This window comes from Dietzia alimentaria 72 (assembly GCF_000226215.1).
GTDB classification, from domain to species: Bacteria; Actinomycetota; Actinomycetes; order Mycobacteriales; family Mycobacteriaceae; genus Dietzia; species Dietzia alimentaria.
In genome coordinates, this window is sequence record NZ_AGFF01000024.1 from 105,327 (window position 1) to 122,892 (window position 17,566).

A 17,566-nucleotide genomic window follows, 5' to 3' on the forward strand; every position below is an offset into this window, starting at 1 on the left:
GGTCAGTCAGCGCCGCCGCGATCAACCGCCGCGACCCATGAGCGCAGCATCACGTGTGCGATGGAGACCGGTGGCGCCACGATCAGCTCCCCGCGGTGGTCGAGGGCTGCACGGACCTCATCGACGTCGAACCATGCGGCTTCACTGATCTCGTCGTCCTCGAGGATGATCGGCGCGTCCGGATCACCGATGGCGTGGAAACCGACCATCAGTGAGCGCGGGAACGGCCAGGGTTGGCTACCGAGGTAGCGGATGCGGTCGACCTCGACCCCGACCTCCTCGGCTACCTCACGCCTGACGCAGCCCTCGAGGGATTCACCCGCCTCGACGAACCCGGCCACGTGCGAGTACATCCCGGCGGGCCAGATCGGCTGGTGTGCGAGGAGCACACGGCGTCCGCCGTCGTGCACGAGGCAGATCACCGCCGGGTCCGTGCGCGGGTATTCGGGGCCACCGTGGAAGGGGTCTTCGATCGCCCACCCGGCGTCCGTCCGGCGGGGGTGATACTCGGGGTCCCGCCCGCGGACGTTGTCGCGGTGCCATCCGAGTAGCGCGATGGCCTGCGACGCGAGTGATCCGTCCCCCTCGACGAGTTCAGCGCCGCATTGTCGAAGGTTGGAGACCGCCGGGTCATCGGACAACTCGTCGACCGGCACGGCCCAGATGTGGCGCTCATCCTCGGCCCGGCCGAGGAACACCGCGTCATCGGGTAACCGGTCGGCGAAACCGGTGGCCTGCTCGAGTCTGATCCGTCGTCGACCGAACGGGCTGGCTTCGGTGGCGAACCGGTTGCGGCGATCCACTCGCATCACCCGCGCCTCGGCCCACCCCTCCGCGAGTCCGTCGACGTCCTGTCGTAGCGGTGCGGCCCGGTCAGGCGCAGCGACTGAGAGAACCGGGTCTGAGTCCAGGGTGAAGTCCAGCGGCAAGATGGGGTCCTTTGAGGCGGGTCGTCCGGGTAGTGGGCCAGCGTAGGCCCGGGTGATCCGGGCAGTTTTGGCGAATTCCGTGACTCAGCTGGCGACCATTCGGATGTACAGCAGACGGTCCCCCGATTCGAGCGCGTCGGCGTGGGGCTCGTTGACCTTGATGAGTTGGCCCTTGCGGACCACCCCCAGGACCAGTTCGGACATATGACGGGGTGACCCGCCGACCTCGCTCTCCTCGACGCGACGCTCGGCGATCGAGAATCCCTCGTCCGGGGTGAGCAGGTCCTCCATCATCCCTACGACTGTGGGGGTGATGGTGGCCAGGCCGAGCAGTCGACCCGCAGTCTCGGCGGACACCACCACGGAGTCAGCACCGGATTGTTTGAGCAGGTGTTTGTTGTCGCTCTCACGCACAGTGGCGACGATCTTGGCATTGGGTGCGAGCTCTCTCGCCGTGAGCGTGACCAGTACTGCTGTGTCGTCGGAGTTCGTGGCCACGACGACCGCGGCGGCGCGGGTGACGCCCGCCAGTTTGAGAACGTCTGATCGGGTCGCGGACCCGTGGACGGTGACGAGACCGCGAGTGGCGGCGGACTTGAGCGCCTGGGGATCGGTGTCCACGACGACGATGTCGTCCGGGGCGATGTCGTCGGCGAGCATCGCCGCGACGGCGGACCTGCCCTTGGTGCCGTAGCCGACGACGACGGTGTGATTGCGCACGAGACTCCTCCAGCGCTGGATCTTCAGCGCTTGTCGGGATTGTTCGGTCAGCACCGCCAGGGTGGTGCCGACCAGCAGGATCAGGAACACCACGCGGAGCGGGGTGACGACGAGCGTATTGATCAGTCGCGCCTGCTGGGTGATCGGCGTGACATCGCCGTAACCGGTGGTGGAGAGCGAAACCGTGGCGTAGTAGAAACAATCGATCAGCGTCATCTCGCCGGCTGGTCCACCACCGCCGGTGTATCCCCCGCGGTCGAACCACACCACGATCACGGCCATCAGCAACGCCGTCACAGCCATCGCTACGCGCTTACCGATCAGCCACCACGGGCTTTCGGAGCTCTCGGGGATGCTCACCACGCCCACGAGAACGTGATCGGGGCTCTCGTCCAACGGGTCACTGCCGCGGAACCTGGACGCTAGTGCGCGTTTTTTCGCCATTGTCCACTCCGTTCCGCGGGGACGGGGCCGGTGGCGGCCCAGTGTCGTCGTAGAGAAGTCATCGTCGCCTATCGGCCGTCCCCGTACAACAACCGCCCCCGGCCGGGTCAGCCACCGAGCATCTGCTGCAGGTCCTCGGCATCCGGCAGATCGTCGGGCTCGATGGTTCTGTTGGGCCTGACGTAGTGGAATACCGCCCTGACGCTGTCGAGGGGCACAGGTCTGCCGACGCGGCTGGACACAATCTTCGCCCATGCGTACCGGTAGACGGCGAGTTGGAGGGCCACCGCGGACATGTCGCGGGCGGCGGGCACCCGACCGGTCTTCCAGTCCACGACGATCCAGCGGTCCCCGTCAGCGAAGACCGCGTCCATTCGGCCCCGGAGGAGGTGCGCGCCCAACCCCACTTCGAACGGAACCTCAACCGCCTCGGGGGTCTTCGTGGCCCACCTGGATGCTTCGAACGCCTCCTGCAGTGCGACGAGATCCGCCTCGGACAAGCCGTCGATCGCGCCCTGGTCACCCGCGCCAGGCAGGTCGTCGATGTCCAGTAGGTGAGTCGCGCCGAACCTGTGCTCCAACCAGGCGTGGAACCGGGTCCCTCTCCGGGCGAACCTGTCGGGCCTGTAGGGCACCGGCCTGCGCAGGCGATCGGCAAATTCCTGCGGATCGGATGCCATCGCCACGATCTCGCCGGCGGTGAGTCTGCGCGGCAGGATGACCTCGTTGTGCCGTTCTGCGGCACGGCGGGCATCGGCGAGCAACGGTGCCGCGGCGAGGTGCCATCGCCTCGCCGCACCCGTGATCGGGGCCGCGTCCGTCTCCGCGTCTATCGGCACCGCTGACTCCACGGCGCGCGCGCTCGCATACCGTTCCGGGGCCGCGGACCTGGGCCAGGTCGCCTCCGTGACGGTGTCGGTCGCCGGATTCGTCGGTGACGGAGTGATGTCGAGGTGGTCGATCACACCGATGGGATGCTCGCCCGAACACGCCTCGATCACCTCGTCGAGGAATTCGGACGGCCCACGGGCCTTGGAGCCCGTCCCGATCCAGTGCGACGCCGACAACAGGAGGGACCGTTCAGCACGGGTGACAGCCACATAGAAAAGTCGCCGGTCCTCGTCCAGTGATCGCCGGCCGACACGCATGATGTGAGCCTGCAATGCGGCCTCGAGAAGTTTGCGATCGGTAACCTCCTCCAGACGCGGCACCGGGACCCCTCCGGGGTTGTTGTCGGATTCACGGTCTCCGCGGAGCTGTTCCGGGAGCTGCGTGGCAGTTCGTATGGAGGTCTGCGGTGCCTGACCGGATGGGAACACCCCGGCGCACAGATGCGGAACAGCCACGATCTCCCATTCCAGCCCTTTTGCGGAATGCACGGTCAGAATCTGCACGCGCCCCGGGGTAGAGGCGACCTCACCGCGTGCGAGTCCGCTGTCGACCGATCGTGCGAGGTCGAGGTAGGCCAGGAATGCGTCGAGCCCCGTCCCCCTGTCCGGGCGGAACCCGGCTGCGACCTCCTGCAGGGTGTCCAGCTGCTCGCGGGCATGTCCACCGCCTGTGCGCTGCCGTAACCTCACTTCCGCGTCGAGTCCGAGCGCCTGTTCGGCCGCGGCGACGAGACGGCCCGGGGGTGCGGACGCTCGGGCACGCAGACCAGAGATGATCCCGGCGAGTTCGGTGATCCGGGCCGAGCCGGCGGGGCTGTAGTCCCGAGCCGGGCCGGGGTCCGCGAGGGCATCCGCCAGACCCGCCGAATCTACCTCCTCTCCCCTGGCGATCTCGTCGAGCACCACGTCGAGTTGGACGATGTCCGTGATGGCCCCGGTCGTCGACCCGCTTCGGTGGAGCGAAAGCCTGGCTGCACGCCGCGAGAGCACCGCGAGATCGGATGCCCCGAGCATGAAGCGCGAGCCACTGAGGAGTCTCAGGAGCGCCGCGCCGGCACCGGGTCGAGCGACCACGGTCAGTAGCGCCACCACGTCGGCGACCTCCGGGACATCGAGCAGCCCACCGACCCCTACGATCTCGACGGGCAGACCTCGGGCCTCAAGTGCCTCGGCGATGGGCGCGGAGTCCCCATTTCGGCGGACCAGTACCGCGGCGGTGGGCACGCGCCCGGCGGCCTCGGCGGCCCGATACCTCTCGGTGAGGGAGTCTGCGAGCCAATCGCGCTCGTCATCGGCGGTATCGAAGACCGCGACCCGCAGATCGGCCGCGTCCGCTCCCGTTCTTGCATTGAGTTCGGGGACCGGGACGGAGCCCGGACGATCACGCAGAGGTTCGGTGATCTGGTTGGCCAACGAGAGGACCTCGGGCGGGTTCCGCCAGGAAGTGGTGAGTTCCCGTTGGTGGGCTTCGCTCCCGTCCTCCAGTGGGAAGTCATCGCCGAACCTGTCGAGATTGGATGCGGATGCCCCGCGCCATCCGTAGATGGACTGCATCGGATCGCCGACGGCGGTGACCGCCGGCACGGGTCCCGCGCCCCCGCCGAACAACGACGAGAGCAGCACACGCTGGGAGTGTCCGGTGTCCTGGTACTCGTCGAGCAAGACCACCCGGGACGACCGACGCTCGGACTGGCCGACCTGAGGATGATCTCGGGCGACGGTGGCCGCCAACGCCATCTGTGAGCTGTGGTCGAGTGCGGACTCGGCGCGCATCCGCTCGGCGACGGCATCCACCAGGTCGGCGAGTTCATCGCGGTGCCCCTGCACGTCGGCCGTCGACTCGAGCCAGGCGGTGGGCGTGTCCTTCTGTCGCGGGCCGGGGGGAAGCGTCGCGATGAGTGTGGTGAGCAGGTCCGGGTGGGATCGCAAGTCGTCTGTAGTGACGAGATGGTCCGACAGCTGTCCTGCCAGCGCGAGGACGTCCCGCGTTACCCTTCCCGGATTGGAACCGGTCGTCAGGGGGCTCTCCCATCGCGAGACGACGTCGTGAGCGAGCTGGAACGCAGCCGTCGGGGTGAGCAGCCGGGAGTCCGGCTCGACCGGCACCAGTAGTCCGTAAGTCCCGAGCATCGTTCCTGCGAACGCGTGGTAGGTCGAGATCTGCGGGTCCTCTGTTCGGATCGCCTCGCCGATAGCCGGATCCGCGCCGGGCCCGGTGCACACCTCACTTCTGGCCAGTGCGTCGAGACGCCGGCGGATCCGCCTCGACAATTGTTGTGCTGCCTTGCGCGTAAAGGTCAGCCCGAGAATTTCTCCGGGGCGAGCGTAGCCGTTGGCGACCAGCCAGACCACGCGGGCCGCCATGGTCTCGGTCTTGCCCGCGCCGGCTCCGGCGAGTACCAGTGTCGGCTCGGTCGGACCGGCGATGACCTCCGCCTGTTCGGGCGTGGGTCGATGGATACCGAGAGCGTCGGCAATGGCGCCGGGGTCGATGCTCCCCTTCACTCGATCACCTGCTGTCCTTCGGGCTGCGCGGGGCAACTCGACCGCACGTCGCAGTGGGAGCACCAGGGGCCCACACGAGCGGTGTACCGCGGTCCGACGGTCGCCGCTCCGGCGCCGACGATGCGATCCGTCAGTGCTTCGGCAGACTGCTCGCCGAGCGGGTCCTGGGCGCGGTCGATCGGCAGTTTCCCCTCCCGGCCCGCCAGGTACAGCAAGAGCCCACCCCCCGGCTCCCGGTTCACCGCGGATTCCACCGCGTCGCGGGACACGGCCAATTGGTACAGCGCCAACTGGGGGTGTGCGGCCGCAACTGCACGGCTGACGGGCGCAGAGGAGGTTTTCAGGTCCACAGGCACGACGTGCCCTGCCTCGGTGGCCTCGAGCCTGTCGATACGGCCCCTCACGCGCACATTGCCCGGCACGTCGAACTCGAATGACTCCTCGACGCCCACGGTGGTGTACTCCGCCCGAGTGGCGCTACGCCACGTACGAAAGGTCTCGGCCATCCCGACCATCGATTCGACTCCACGTTGGGCGAACCAGCCGCGGGCGACGGTTAATGCCTCCGCTCGACGCTGCACCGCCCCCCGAAGCTCGTCCTCGGTTACTCCTCCCTCGACAGCCTGGGCGAGTGCGTGGACGGTGGATCCGCGCAGGAGCGGCGCAGCCGACCCGGAGTCGGAGGAGTCCCCTCGGATCTTCTGGAGGAACCATCTGAGCGGACACTCCTCGAGTGCACCGAACCCGGACGGCGAGAGGACCGCGATCGGCTCCCCCGGTCCCGGGGTGAAGGCGGGCTCCGCCGTCGAGGGCTGAGCCGCACCGAACCAGGTATTCGGATCGGCTTCCTGAACGCCAGCGTCGCGGAGTCCGGCAAGTAATCCCGCGGCGTAGGCGACATCGCCAGGATCGGTCGTCGGATCGAGCAGCGCCGCGCGCAGGTCCACAGCCAGGTGTTGCAGCGTGAACACGGTCGGCGCGTAGCGGACCGAGCCGAGGGACGGGCTGGCAGAGGCCGGGACGGTGGCCAGTTCGGCGACCTCGTCAACGAACCTGGAGGCGGCCACGTCACCGTCCTCCGCGGATTCGACGGCAGTCACGAGGAGGTGTTCGCGCGCACGAGAGCAGGCCACGTAGAACAGTCGGCGTTCCTCGGCCGAGCGGGCCATAGCGGACGAGACCGCGCGCTCCGACTCCGAGGGCAACGGTCCGTCGCCGGTCGATTCGGTGATGTCGACGAGTTCGTCCACGCCGAGAAGTCCGGACCTTCGGCGGGGTGCGGGCCAGACACCATCCTGGACCCCGCACACCGCCACCGCCCTCCACTCGCGACCGACCGAGGCGTGGGCGGACAACAGGCTGACCGCACCTCCCCTGGCGCGCATGTCCGCGCGACGGGGCGCTGGCAGGTCCTCGCCGGAGACCACTCCGCAGAAAAGCGCAACCGACCCGCCCGGGACGCGGTCGACGTAGTCCGCCGCATGATCGAACAACGACACCACTGCATCCAGCGAGCGATCCGCGGACCGGGACCACGGATCCGCGGCCACCGCCTGGCGCACGAGTCGTCGCTCCAGTCTCGAGGCCGACCACGCGGCCCAGAGAACCTCTTCGACGGTGCCTCCGTGACGCAGCGAGTCCAGGACGGCCGCGCGAGCCCGACGGATCCGCGTGACCGGGGCCAGTTCAACCGCGGTGAGCCCCTGCGGGATTTGATCCTCGTCCGCTAACACGAGTCTGCGAAGCGTTTCCGCACTGGTGTCCGTCCCTCCGATTCCGGAGCGGCGCAGTCCTCGCCGCAACCGGCGCATGGCGACGGCGTCTGCGCGCCCCACCGGCCCGGACAACATCGTCAGGACGCGTTCCGCGTCGGTGGCGTCCTCTCGTTCGACCACCGACCTCAGGAGCAACAGAAGCGCCGCTGCCACCGGATCCCGTGCGGGTGGCAATTCCGCGCCCGCGTCCACCACGGGGATACCTGCGGCGTCGAGGGCCGCCAACAGTGAGTCCGCCACTCTCGGCAGGGACCGGGTCACTACGGCCATCTCGCCGTAGTCGATTCCGTCCAGGACGTGTCGACGCCGGAGGAAATCGGCGACGACGGCTGCTTCACCGGAGGGAGTACCCGCCACGACGACCCCCACCGAGCCGTTTGCCATCCGACCGTCCGCCACCGAGGATCGCGATGCCCCGTCCGCAGTCCCTGATTCGCGCGGCCGGTGAAGTGCGGCGCCGGGGAGTCTATAGCCGACCCGCGCGGCTACAGCGGCGATCTCGGGAGCCATCCGGTGGCCGACCTGCAGGTCGACGGCTCGTCCGCCCTGGTCGATCACGGCCCTGGCGAGCCCGCCGTCGGCGCCGCGGAAACGAAACACCGACTGATCACCGTCTTCGACCACCAGGAGGACGTCGGCACCGCCGCCGATGGTGGCCACGAACTCGGCCGACAACGGGTCGAGATGCTGGGCGTCGTCGACCGCGACCAGTCGCCGCGACCGGAAGGTCTCACGCAGCTCGGGATCAGCGGTGAGCGCGTCCAATGCCGCACCGACCAGTTCCGCGGCGTTGAGCGCCTCGGGGACGTCGGTTTCGCCGCCGCGGATACCCGAGCGCAACGCCATCTGTTCCTCGTGGCGGCGGAAGAACCCCGCGGCTGCCACCCACGCCGGTCTGCCCGCCGAACGGCCCAGCCGGGCGAGCTCGCGCGGACCTATCCCCCGTTCGAGCGACCGCAACAGCAGGTCGCGTAGCTCGCGCGCGAATCCGACCGTCGACAACGCAGGCCGCATAGATTCCGGCCACAGAGGTGCGCCGTCCGCCAACTCACCGAGCAGGGTCTCGCGAACCACGGCGTCGTGCTCCGCACCCGTGCGGAGTCGCGGTGGTGGGGCGTCAGCTCTGGCCGCTGCCAACCGCACCACAGCGTGTGCTAACGAGTGGACCGTGCGAACCGGCGCGTCGGTACCGACCACGAGCTCGGGGGCCAGCCCGCAGGTGATCTCCTCGACCAACGCCGCAGCAGCCGTCGCGGACCCTGTGAGCACGAGCACGCCGTCCAGTCCGACGCCACGCAGAATCGCGGACCGAACCGCGTCAACGACCAGTGACGTCTTGCCGCTACCTGGGCCGCCGCGCACGACCCAGCGCTCCTGCCCGCCCAGCCGGGTGGTACTCCAGTCGCGGCCGAGGAGATCGGTGAGGTCCGCCGGCCACGAACGCGTGCCGTCCGCGGCGGGAGCGCCACCGTCCGCGGGGGCGGACCGGCCAGCGCCCAGTGACGTACTCGGCGGCGGGCTCAGTTGCGTGCTGGGTGGCGTGCTGGGTGGCGTGTTCGGGGTGGCGGCGGGCTCTGTCACGGCTCGATCAGACCACACGACTCCGACATCCCTCCGGCCACCGTCGTCAGCGCAGGGTGTCCTCGAGCATGACCGGTCGACACGCGGTTCGCGCCACAACCATCATCACCGCGAGCACCGCCGTGAGGAATCCGATCCCCGCGGCCAGGCCGGGGCCGTCCAACAGGATGCCGAACACGATCGGGCCCAAGGATGCCGCCGTGTAACCGACGCCCTGTGCAAAGCCCGATAGTGCCGCCGAACCCGCCTGCGTGCGGGTGCGGAGGTTGATCAGGGTCAGACATAGCGGGAACGTACTGGGCCCGACGCCGAGCAGACAGATCCACACCCACGGTGCGATCTCCGGGGCCCAGAGCAGGCCGGCGAACCCGGCCAGGTAGGCCAGGACGGAGATGACGACGACTGGGTACGGATCCTCGAATCGACCCGCGGCCCAGGGCACGACCAATGCGGCGACGAGTCCGATCGCCGAGTAGACCGCGAGTGCCAGACCGCCTTCCGCGCGGGTCATCCCGATGGACTCGGCGACGGCCGGGAGCCAGGTGAAAAATGCGTACGTACACAGGGAGTTCGTTCCGAAGAACAGGGCCAGTGCCACGCCGACGGGCGAACGCCACGGGCGGATCTTCTGGGCCGGGGTCCGGGTGTCCGTGGGTCCAGCTTCGGCGTCGGGCGTCCCCGTCGGCACTCCCGGGCGCAGGATCTGAACTACCCACGGCATGGCGGCGATCACGGCAAGCACCGCCCACCAGCCTATGGACACCCGCCACCCCGCGGCCTCCTCCACGGGCACGGCCACCAGTGCTGGCACGACCGTGCCCAATTGCAGGCCGGTGATGTAAACCATGCTGACGGCGGCCACGTGCCGGGGAAAGTATTTCTTGACCAGCGGCGGGGCGACCACATTGCCGATCCCCATCCCCGCGAGAGCGATGAGCGAACCCCCGACCATGACCCCGGGCTCGTTGGCGAGCGCCCGGACCACCTGTCCGGCGGCGGCTGCGCCCATGGCGGCAACGGTGACCGTCTCCAGGCTCCATCTGCGCACCACGAGCGGGGTGAGAACACCCCACGCGGCGAACATGACGGTGGGGACCATTCCCAACAGCCCCATGCCTGCGGTGCCGAGCCCGACCTCGGCGTCGATCACCCCGAGCAGCGGGCTCAGTGAAGTGACGGCGGTGCGGAGGTTGAGCGAGACGAGGATAACGCCGACCAGCGCCACAACGGGAAAAGAGACGGCCCCCCTAGAGGAATCCGTGCGCTCGGCACGGGGGGTCATGCGTCCGGTTCTCCGACGAAGTCGCCGACCTGCCTCGCCATGGACTGAAGTCCGTCCATGGCCGCCGGACGCGACCCTGAATGTAGTGCGTGGACGGCCAGACGGAACACCGCTGCTCGCAGGACCATCTGCGGCCAGTCGTCGAGATGGCGCCAGCGGTACAGGACACCTGAGTCGACGGTGCCCCACGAGAGGTGATCGACTGCGACGACGGCCGCCGACCACGATGCGGGGCGGAGGTACGGGACGACCTCGGTCAGAGCGGGCTCGGACGAGGAGTCGAACAGCAGACCGCGGGCGAGATCCCCGTGGACCACCCCGCTCACCGGGGCCTCCACCGGCCGCCGATGCCGGATGAGTCCCTTGGCACCGAGCAGGGCGGCCGCGCGGTGCGTGGCGAACGACGTGCCATGGTCCTCCATTCCCGGCGCCAGGTCACGTTCGGGATCGCCGTCCCACGCTGCAGATTCAGCAAAAGCGAAGAGGTCGGTCTCCGACCATGGCCGCGCTGCGGGGCGCCGCACGTACCGCGGGCGTTCGACAGCGGCGAGGGAGGCGTTGATCCTGCCCGACCACGCGATGGTCTCGTCCGCGCGCGCCTCGGGACGTCCGGAGACCGCCCGGTCGGCGCGCCATCCGCTGACCACATGCCGGCCGTCGTGGGATCGAACGGGCGTCGCCACACGCAACCCGGTGACATTCAGTTCCTCGCGCACGCGGGCGGACCAGTTGGCCAGCCCCGTGTCGGCCACAGGTCGCAACACCACCGGCGATCCGGACGCGGTCACGAGCCACCCGGAGCCGGAGCCGGCACCCACGGGCACAGCCGGGCCGTCGGCCGCGCCGAATGCGCCGCGGACGTGGTCGGGGACCGTCATGTCGTTCACGCCGACCACCGTACCCACACCATCTGTCAATACCCCGGCAGGGACGGATCGACATCACGGGTCCACGCTTCGATCCCGCCCTCCAGCGAGCGCACACCGGCGAGCCCCGCCGCGGACATCGTCTCCACCGCGCGGGCCGAACGCACCCCGGACTTGCAGTAGACGACCAGGGGGCCTCGTGCCGCTGCGCGGCCCAGAACACCCGTCGGGTCGGCGGCGTCGTCCGCGACCGAATCCAACGGCACCCACACCGAGGGTTCGATCGACGCGATCGACCGCTCGCCGGCGCCGCGGACGTCCACCAGCACCGGCACCACGGAAGGACCTGCCATCTCCAACTCCGCAGCCAGGACCGTCGCGGGGACGGTCGGCACATCGGTCGCCTCCGCCCCCGGGACATCGCACGAGACGTCGTCGGCCCCGTCCGGCAGGTCGGTGACGGGCACCCTCGAGGGATCGGGACGGATCGATACCGTCCGATTGGTGGACTCGAGCAAGTCCATCAGCACCAGTCTGCCGAGCAGAGGTCGACCGGCCCCGGTGATCAACTTGACCGCCTCCATGGCCATCATCGAGCCGACCGTGCCGCATAATGCACCGACCACGCCCGCTTCGGCACAGCTCGGGACAGAGCCGGCCGGCGGCGGCGCCGGGTACAGATCACGCAGGCCGACCGGCTCGACCGGAGCCGGCGGCCGCGACCAGAACACGGCTAGCTGTGCCCGGGAGCGGTCGATGGTGCCCCAGATCAGCGGAATCCCCGCGATCTCGCAGGCGTCGGAGACCAGGTAGCGGGTGGCGAAGTTGTCGCTACCGTCCACCACCAGGTGATGCCCCTCGAGCAAAGACATGATGTTCAGCGCATCGAGGCGGCAATGGAGCGCGTCGACCCTGACCCCGGGCGCCAACCCGGCCAACCTGTCGCGGGCCGAGTCCACTTTCGGTCTGCCCACCGCCTCGACGGAGTGGATCACCTGCCGGTGGAGATTGCCGAGGTCGACGTCGTCGTCGTCGATCACCGTGATCCGTCCGACCCCCGCGGCGGCGAGATACATCAGGACCGGTGCACCCAGGCCTCCCGCACCCACCACGAACACTGACGCGCCGCGCAGGCGGCGCTGCCCCTCGTCGCCGATCGCGCCCAACAACAGGTGTCGCGAGTAGGTGGCCCGCTCGCGCGCGGTCAGCTCCGGGACCGGATCCACCAGCGGTGGTAATCCCCGATCTGCCTGGCCGTCCACGACACTCACCTTTGCGCCTGCGGGCCGTCCGGAAACGGCCAGGCGTTGTACCGGCACGTGTCCCGATTGTCCGGCACCACGCCCTCGGGATCCAACCGGAAGATGTCCCCGTTGGTTACACCGAAGGTCTGCTGCATCATGATCGGCGCCAACACCCCGTTCTCCGGGCACGGCGCGTGCGCGGGATATCCGACCGCGTGGCCCACCTCGTGGTTGACAAGGTACTGCCGATACGAACCGATGTCGCCCTGGAAGGACCGGGCACCACGCACCCACCGCGCCAGGTTGAGATAGACCCGACCGGTGGACGAGTTGTAGCAGCTCGACTCGAGCTGGATGTCGTACCCGCAGTTCTCGCGGACCGTCATCGGGCTGGCAAGCGAGACCCTGAAGGTCGGTTCGCCCTGCTCGATCCGCTCGAACGCCACTGCTCCGTCGGCGGTCCAGCTCCTGGGGTCGGATAAGGTCGCGTCGACCATTCGTGCCACCGAGTCGTCTCCGCCGAACTCGACCGCGTCCACTCCGTCCTCGATCTCGACGGTGTAACTGAAACGCTCCGCGGTCGACCCACCGACGAGGTCGGTCCCCCCGGGCACGGTCCGGAACGTCCCGGCGCCTGCGTCGGTGAACGACCCGCCCTCCGGCAGCTTCCCGCTCGGTGGCATCTTCCCCGCAGACGGCGCACCCACGATCACCTGCGTCTCCTCCGGCTCCACCGCGACCTCGTCCGACAGGCCGGGCGAGGCGACCGCATCGGCGATCACCAGACCGGTGACCACCACGAGCACGGGGATCGCGTACGCGCGCCAGCCCCACGTGGAAAAGAACCGACCCACGGGAGTCTGCTTGGGCAGGTGGTCGCGCGCACCCGGAACCGACCGCCGGCGCCCCGGGCCTGTCTCTTCCGGGTCCCACGGAGCACGCAGTGGTTCGCTCTGCGGTGGGTAGTACGGCGACCGCTCCGGCTCCCGATGATCACTCTTGGGGCGGGGGCGCTCCGCACGACCACCTCGCGCGACATCTCCCATGGCGGGACCATTGTCCTCGCCATCCGATGTCCGGCGACGGCCGTCGCTCATCCGCGCACCTCCACGTCTGCTCTGATCAAGACGTCCACGATCCCACACACGGGATGACCGCCCGCCCCGGCACTCCGCCGGTGCGGGTATTGTCCGTCTCGCCCGGGCGTCTGTCGACTCCCGCCCGGGTGGACAGGAGCAAGTTGATGATAAGCCCGGACGGACCGTCCCCGGCGGCGCCGGGTCGAGCCAGGGCGACCCGGCTCCCACGCGGCGCGCGCCGTCGACAACTGATCGACGCGGCCGGAACAGTGTTCGTGGACCAGGGGTTCCACGCGTCCGGAATGGACGACATCGCCGTGCTGGCGGGGGTCTCAAAACCCGTTCTGTACCAACACTTCGACTCGAAACGCGACCTGTACATCGAGGTGCTCCGGCACCACGTGGACGAACTGCTCGCCCGTATCCGCGCTGCCCTCGACTCCACCTCGGACAACCGACGCAGGGTCGAAGCGGCCGTCGACACGTTCTTCGCCTACGCCGACTCTGACATTCGCGGTTTTCGTCTGGTCTTCGCCTCGGAGTCCGGCGACGAGGACATCCGTCGCGAACTCGACAGGGCTACCAACGGCTGCATCGAGGCCGTCCACGACCTCGTACGCGGCGACTCGGGACTCGACGCCCACCGCTCGCGACTGCTTGCTGTAGGCCTGGTCGGTGCGAGCCGCGTCAGCGCTGGCCACTGGCTCGACGCTGGACGGCCGATCCCGCGAGCCGACGCCGTCTCCACGACTGTCACGCTCTGCTGGGGTGGACTATCGAAGATTCCGCGTCAGGCGGGCGACCGTCCGGATTCCGGCAGTCGGGTCTGCGGGGTCTAGACCCCGCAGACCCCAGGATTTCAGGCCCTCAGGAGAGGAAACCGACGGGACGACGCGCAGACTCCCCGATCTCCACGTAGGCCACACGATCGGTGGACACCAGGTAAGTGCGCCCCTTCTCGTCCTCGAGCTCCAGTACCGCCTTGGTCTCGGCGGTGAGAGCCGCCTCGACGCGACCCCGCACGTCCTCGGGGGTCATCCCGGTCTTGAACACGAGCTCACGATTGCTGTCGGCGATGCCGATCTTGACCTCCACAGTGCTTGCCCTCTCGTCGTCGACGCATCCACGTCGTCATCAGTGATACCTCTATACCCCAGGCTAGCCCGGCGCCCGTGTCCGGCAGCGTGACGGGATAGGATGACAGGACGTGGATCACAACGCGTCCCCGGGTACCCCGCGGACGCGGAACTCATAGATCCGCGTGGAAATGTGCGCGCGCCCCTCTCGCCGAGGCCGTCCCATGACAGCCCGATTCCTCCGCGCGCGAGACGAGAAAGGCACCGCCCTGTCCACCACAGATGTGACCACCAGTGAAGTAGACGGCATGGCCACGACGACTGCCGTCGTCGACGCCCCGTCCTCCGACTCCTCCCCCAGCTTCGCCGAACTCGGCGTACGTCCCGAGATCGTCACCGCCCTCGCCGAGCGCGGCATCACCCACACCTTCGCGATCCAGGAGCTCACGCTCCCGCTGGCTCTGGCCGGGTCAGACCTCATTGGCCAGGCGCGTACCGGCATGGGCAAGACCTACGGCTTCGGCGTCCCCCTGCTGCATCGAATAGCGACCGGCGAAGCTACCCGGTCCCTCGACGGAACCCCACGGGCGCTCGTGATCGTCCCCACCCGCGAACTCTGCGTGCAGGTCACCCAGGACCTCAAGATCGCCGCCACCGGCCTCACCGCCTCCACAGAGAACCGCACCCGACCGCTGAAGGTCCTGTCGATCTACGGGGGCACCCCTTACGAGCAGCAGGTCGACGCCCTCGAGAAGGGCGTCGACGTGGTGGTGGGAACCCCCGGACGACTGCTCGACCTGGCAAACCAGTCCAAGCTGGTTCTCGGCAAGGTCGAGGTTCTGGTCCTGGACGAGGCCGACGAGATGCTCGACCTCGGCTTTCTGCCGGACATCGAGAAGATCCTGCGAATGGTCCCCGAGAAGCGGCAGACGATGCTGTTCTCCGCCACCATGCCGGGGCCGATCATCACCCTGGCCCGCACGTTCCTCACCAAGCCCACTCATATCCGGGCAGAGGCCGCCGATTCCGGCGCGACCCACGAGAACACCACCCAGTATGTTTACCGGGCCCACTCGATGGACAAGCCCGAGGTCGTATCCCGCATCCTGCAGGCCGACGGTCGCGGCGCCACGATGATCTTCACGCGGACCAAGCGGACCGCCCAGAAGTTGGCTGATGACCTGGCCGAGCGCGGCTACAGTGTGGGCGCCATCCACGGCGACCTCGGTCAGGGTGCCAGGGAGAAGTCTCTCAAGGCTTTCCGGACCGGCGAGGTGGACGTTCTGGTCGCCACCGACGTCGCGGCCCGCGGCATCGACGTGGACGATGTGACCCACGTGATCAACTACCAGTGCCCTGAGGACGAGAAGACCTACGTCCACCGCATCGGTCGCACCGGCCGCGCTGGCCGCAAAGGCGTGGCTGTGACCCTCGTCGACTGGGACGATCTCCCCCGGTGGGGGCTGATCGACAAGGCCCTCGGACTGAACGCCGGAGAGCCCGCCGAGACCTACTCCACTTCTCCACACCTGCGCAGTGACCTCGGAATCCCCGAGAGCGCCGGCGGACGCATCGGCGCCGCTACCGGCACCGGATCCGGCCGCCAACCGCAGACCCGCAACTCCCGGGGTTCCGGACAGGATTCGGGCTCGGGCTCGGGCTCGCGACAGCGCCGCCATCGCACCCGCAGCGGTAGCGGAGATGGCTCATCGTCGCCCGACACCTCGACGGAACGCGCTTCCACGTCCGGCTCCGACGAGGGCCCCGCCGCGACCGGAGATGCCCCGGCACGGCGTCGTCGTCGCCGTCGGCCCTCCTCTTCGGATCAGGCTGGTCGAGACTGACGGTCTCGCCTCGTCCCAGGGAAGGGCACGTGCGCACACAAACGAGCGGCTCCGGCGGGCGGGCCCGCCGCTTCCTCGGCGGCCCGCCAGAGCGCAGAACCCGACGCGATCTGCTGACCGTCGCAATCATCACCACCGTGATGGCGGTGGCGGCCGCTGCGGTGCTGCTCTCCGGTAGCGCCGCACGGTCCGATTTTCGGTCCGCCGATGTCGAACAGCCCGTCTACGGCCCGGCAGTCGAGGTCCCGACCGCGCTGGAACCCCTGTGGTCCCACGAGTCTTCGGGAACCGGTGCTCCGCTGACCACCAAGGGCAACCTCGTCACGGTGGACTCCGACGGGGCATTCGTGGGCCGCGATGCCGGCTCCGGGGAGCAGCGGTGGTCTTACTCGCATGCCGGTCACCCCTGCGCGGCCACGTTCTACTCCGACGTCCTAGCGGTCGCGTTCGACGGCGCCTCAGGGTGCAGTGATGTCACCTCGATCGACACCACCACCCAGCAGTACGCCAGCACCCGTCAGAGTGCGTTCCCCGACCAGATGCAGCTGACCAGCACGTGGCGGCACGCCCTCGCCTTCAGCCCCGAGCGAATGGAGATCTGGCGTGACGATCTGGTCCGCACGGTCGAGTACGGGGCCGTACCGGCCCCCCAGGAGGCCGAGATGCAACCGCGCACCGCCTGCGTGCTCGGCACCGCCGACCTCACCGACGAGCGCTTCGCCGTCTCCGAACGGTGCGCCGACGACGACTCGGCGCGACTGACGCTCTCCAAGACCGTCCCCGAGGACAACAGAAAGCCAGAGGAGATCGCCTCCGCGCCCACCGGCGCCGACGAACTCTGGATCATCGACGTCCATGACGAGGGCGTGCTGGCACTGGCGGAACGCCGTGGCACCTGGGCCGTGGAGTGGTTCACCGGACCGACAGAGCACACCGTGGTGATGCCCATCGACGGCGAGCCCGAATTCAAGCCCGAGTCGGCGGCCCTGTCCGGCGACAACGAGCAGTCGCGCTGGTTCGACGGCCGAAGCACCCACGCTTTCGACAGTAAAACCGGGCGCTACAAGTGGACGATCAACGGGACCAGTGGGCCCGGCCTGTCCGGCGGATGGTCGCCAGACCCCGAAGCACGCGCCGCGCGCGACTGGGTGATGGTGCCCTACCCCGGGGGCTTCGCCACCGTCGACCCCGACAATGGTCAGGAGATCTCCCGGTTCGACGCCACCTCCGTAGAGGGGGACGGCGTGACCGGACTCGCCCAGATCGGCGACATCCTCTACGAGGGCCGAGCGGGCGCTGTTCACGCGTACAAGATCAAGAACTGATCCGCC

12 protein-coding genes are annotated in these 17,566 nt (G+C 68.8%); 3 read left to right on the forward strand and 9 right to left on the reverse strand.

Annotation, left to right across the window (positions count from 1 at the left end):
• Positions 1–2 precede the first annotated feature (2 nt).
• From nudC to ON04_RS12625, 8 genes are all read right to left on the reverse strand, one after another.
• Complete coding sequence (gene nudC / locus ON04_RS12590) at positions 3–929, reverse strand: NAD(+) diphosphatase (RefSeq protein WP_010541981.1); 927 nt, start codon at positions 927–929, stop codon at positions 3–5.
• Positions 930–1,013: 84 nt separating this feature from the next.
• Positions 1,014–2,093, reverse strand: a complete 1,080-nt coding sequence (locus ON04_RS12595; RefSeq protein WP_010541982.1) for a potassium channel family protein — start codon at positions 2,091–2,093, stop codon at positions 1,014–1,016.
• A gap of 107 nt (positions 2,094–2,200) precedes the next feature.
• Positions 2,201–5,488 carry an ATP-dependent DNA helicase gene (locus ON04_RS12600; protein WP_010541983.1) on the reverse strand — a complete coding sequence of 1,096 codons (3,288 nt, stop codon included), beginning with the start codon at positions 5,486–5,488 and terminating at the stop codon, positions 2,201–2,203.
• Positions 5,485–8,844 carry an ATP-dependent DNA helicase gene (locus ON04_RS12605; RefSeq protein WP_238529324.1) on the reverse strand — a complete coding sequence of 1,120 codons (3,360 nt, stop codon included), beginning with the start codon at positions 8,842–8,844 and terminating at the stop codon, positions 5,485–5,487. The genes ON04_RS12600 and ON04_RS12605 overlap by 4 nt, the downstream gene beginning before the upstream one ends.
• A 46-nt stretch (positions 8,845–8,890) precedes the next feature.
• Positions 8,891–10,126, reverse strand: coding sequence for an MFS transporter (locus ON04_RS12610; RefSeq protein ID WP_010541985.1), 1,236 nt, complete (start codon positions 10,124–10,126; stop codon positions 8,891–8,893).
• Positions 10,123–11,004 carry a TIGR02569 family protein gene (locus tag ON04_RS12615; RefSeq protein ID WP_033444316.1) on the reverse strand — a complete coding sequence of 294 codons (882 nt, stop codon included), beginning with the start codon at positions 11,002–11,004 and terminating at the stop codon, positions 10,123–10,125. Before ON04_RS12615 ends, ON04_RS12610 begins: the two co-directional genes overlap by 4 nt.
• A 35-nt stretch (positions 11,005–11,039) precedes the next feature.
• A complete protein-coding gene (locus tag ON04_RS12620) occupies positions 11,040–12,254 on the reverse strand; it encodes a ThiF family adenylyltransferase (protein ID WP_010541987.1) in 1,215 nt (404 codons plus the stop codon).
• A 5-nt stretch (positions 12,255–12,259) separates the two neighbouring features.
• Positions 12,260–13,333 carry a DUF3152 domain-containing protein gene (locus tag ON04_RS12625; protein ID WP_010541988.1) on the reverse strand — a complete coding sequence of 358 codons (1,074 nt, stop codon included), beginning with the start codon at positions 13,331–13,333 and terminating at the stop codon, positions 12,260–12,262.
• 146 nt (positions 13,334–13,479) lie between these two features.
• On the opposite strand from ON04_RS12625, the gene ON04_RS12630 reads away from it, so the two are divergent.
• Positions 13,480–14,154, forward strand: coding sequence for a TetR/AcrR family transcriptional regulator (locus tag ON04_RS12630; RefSeq protein WP_010541989.1), 675 nt, complete (start codon positions 13,480–13,482; stop codon positions 14,152–14,154).
• A 28-nt stretch (positions 14,155–14,182) separates the two neighbouring features.
• Here the strand turns inward: ON04_RS12630 and ON04_RS12635 are convergent, their stop codons facing one another.
• Complete coding sequence (locus ON04_RS12635) at positions 14,183–14,410, reverse strand: DUF3107 domain-containing protein (protein WP_010541990.1); 228 nt, start codon at positions 14,408–14,410, stop codon at positions 14,183–14,185.
• A 205-nt stretch (positions 14,411–14,615) separates the two neighbouring features.
• On the opposite strand from ON04_RS12635, the gene ON04_RS12640 reads away from it, so the two are divergent.
• Together ON04_RS12640 and ON04_RS12645 are read left to right on the forward strand one after the other, a co-directional pair.
• The gene (locus tag ON04_RS12640) at positions 14,616–16,235 is read left to right on the forward strand and encodes a DEAD/DEAH box helicase (RefSeq protein WP_010541991.1); all 1,620 of its coding nucleotides are present in this window, start codon (positions 14,616–14,618) and stop codon (positions 16,233–16,235) included.
• Positions 16,236–16,264: 29 nt separating this feature from the next.
• Positions 16,265–17,560: an Rv3212 family protein gene (locus tag ON04_RS12645; RefSeq protein WP_010541992.1), complete on the forward strand. Its 1,296-nt coding sequence runs from the start codon at positions 16,265–16,267 to the stop codon at positions 17,558–17,560.
• Positions 17,561–17,566: the final 6 nt, after the last annotated feature.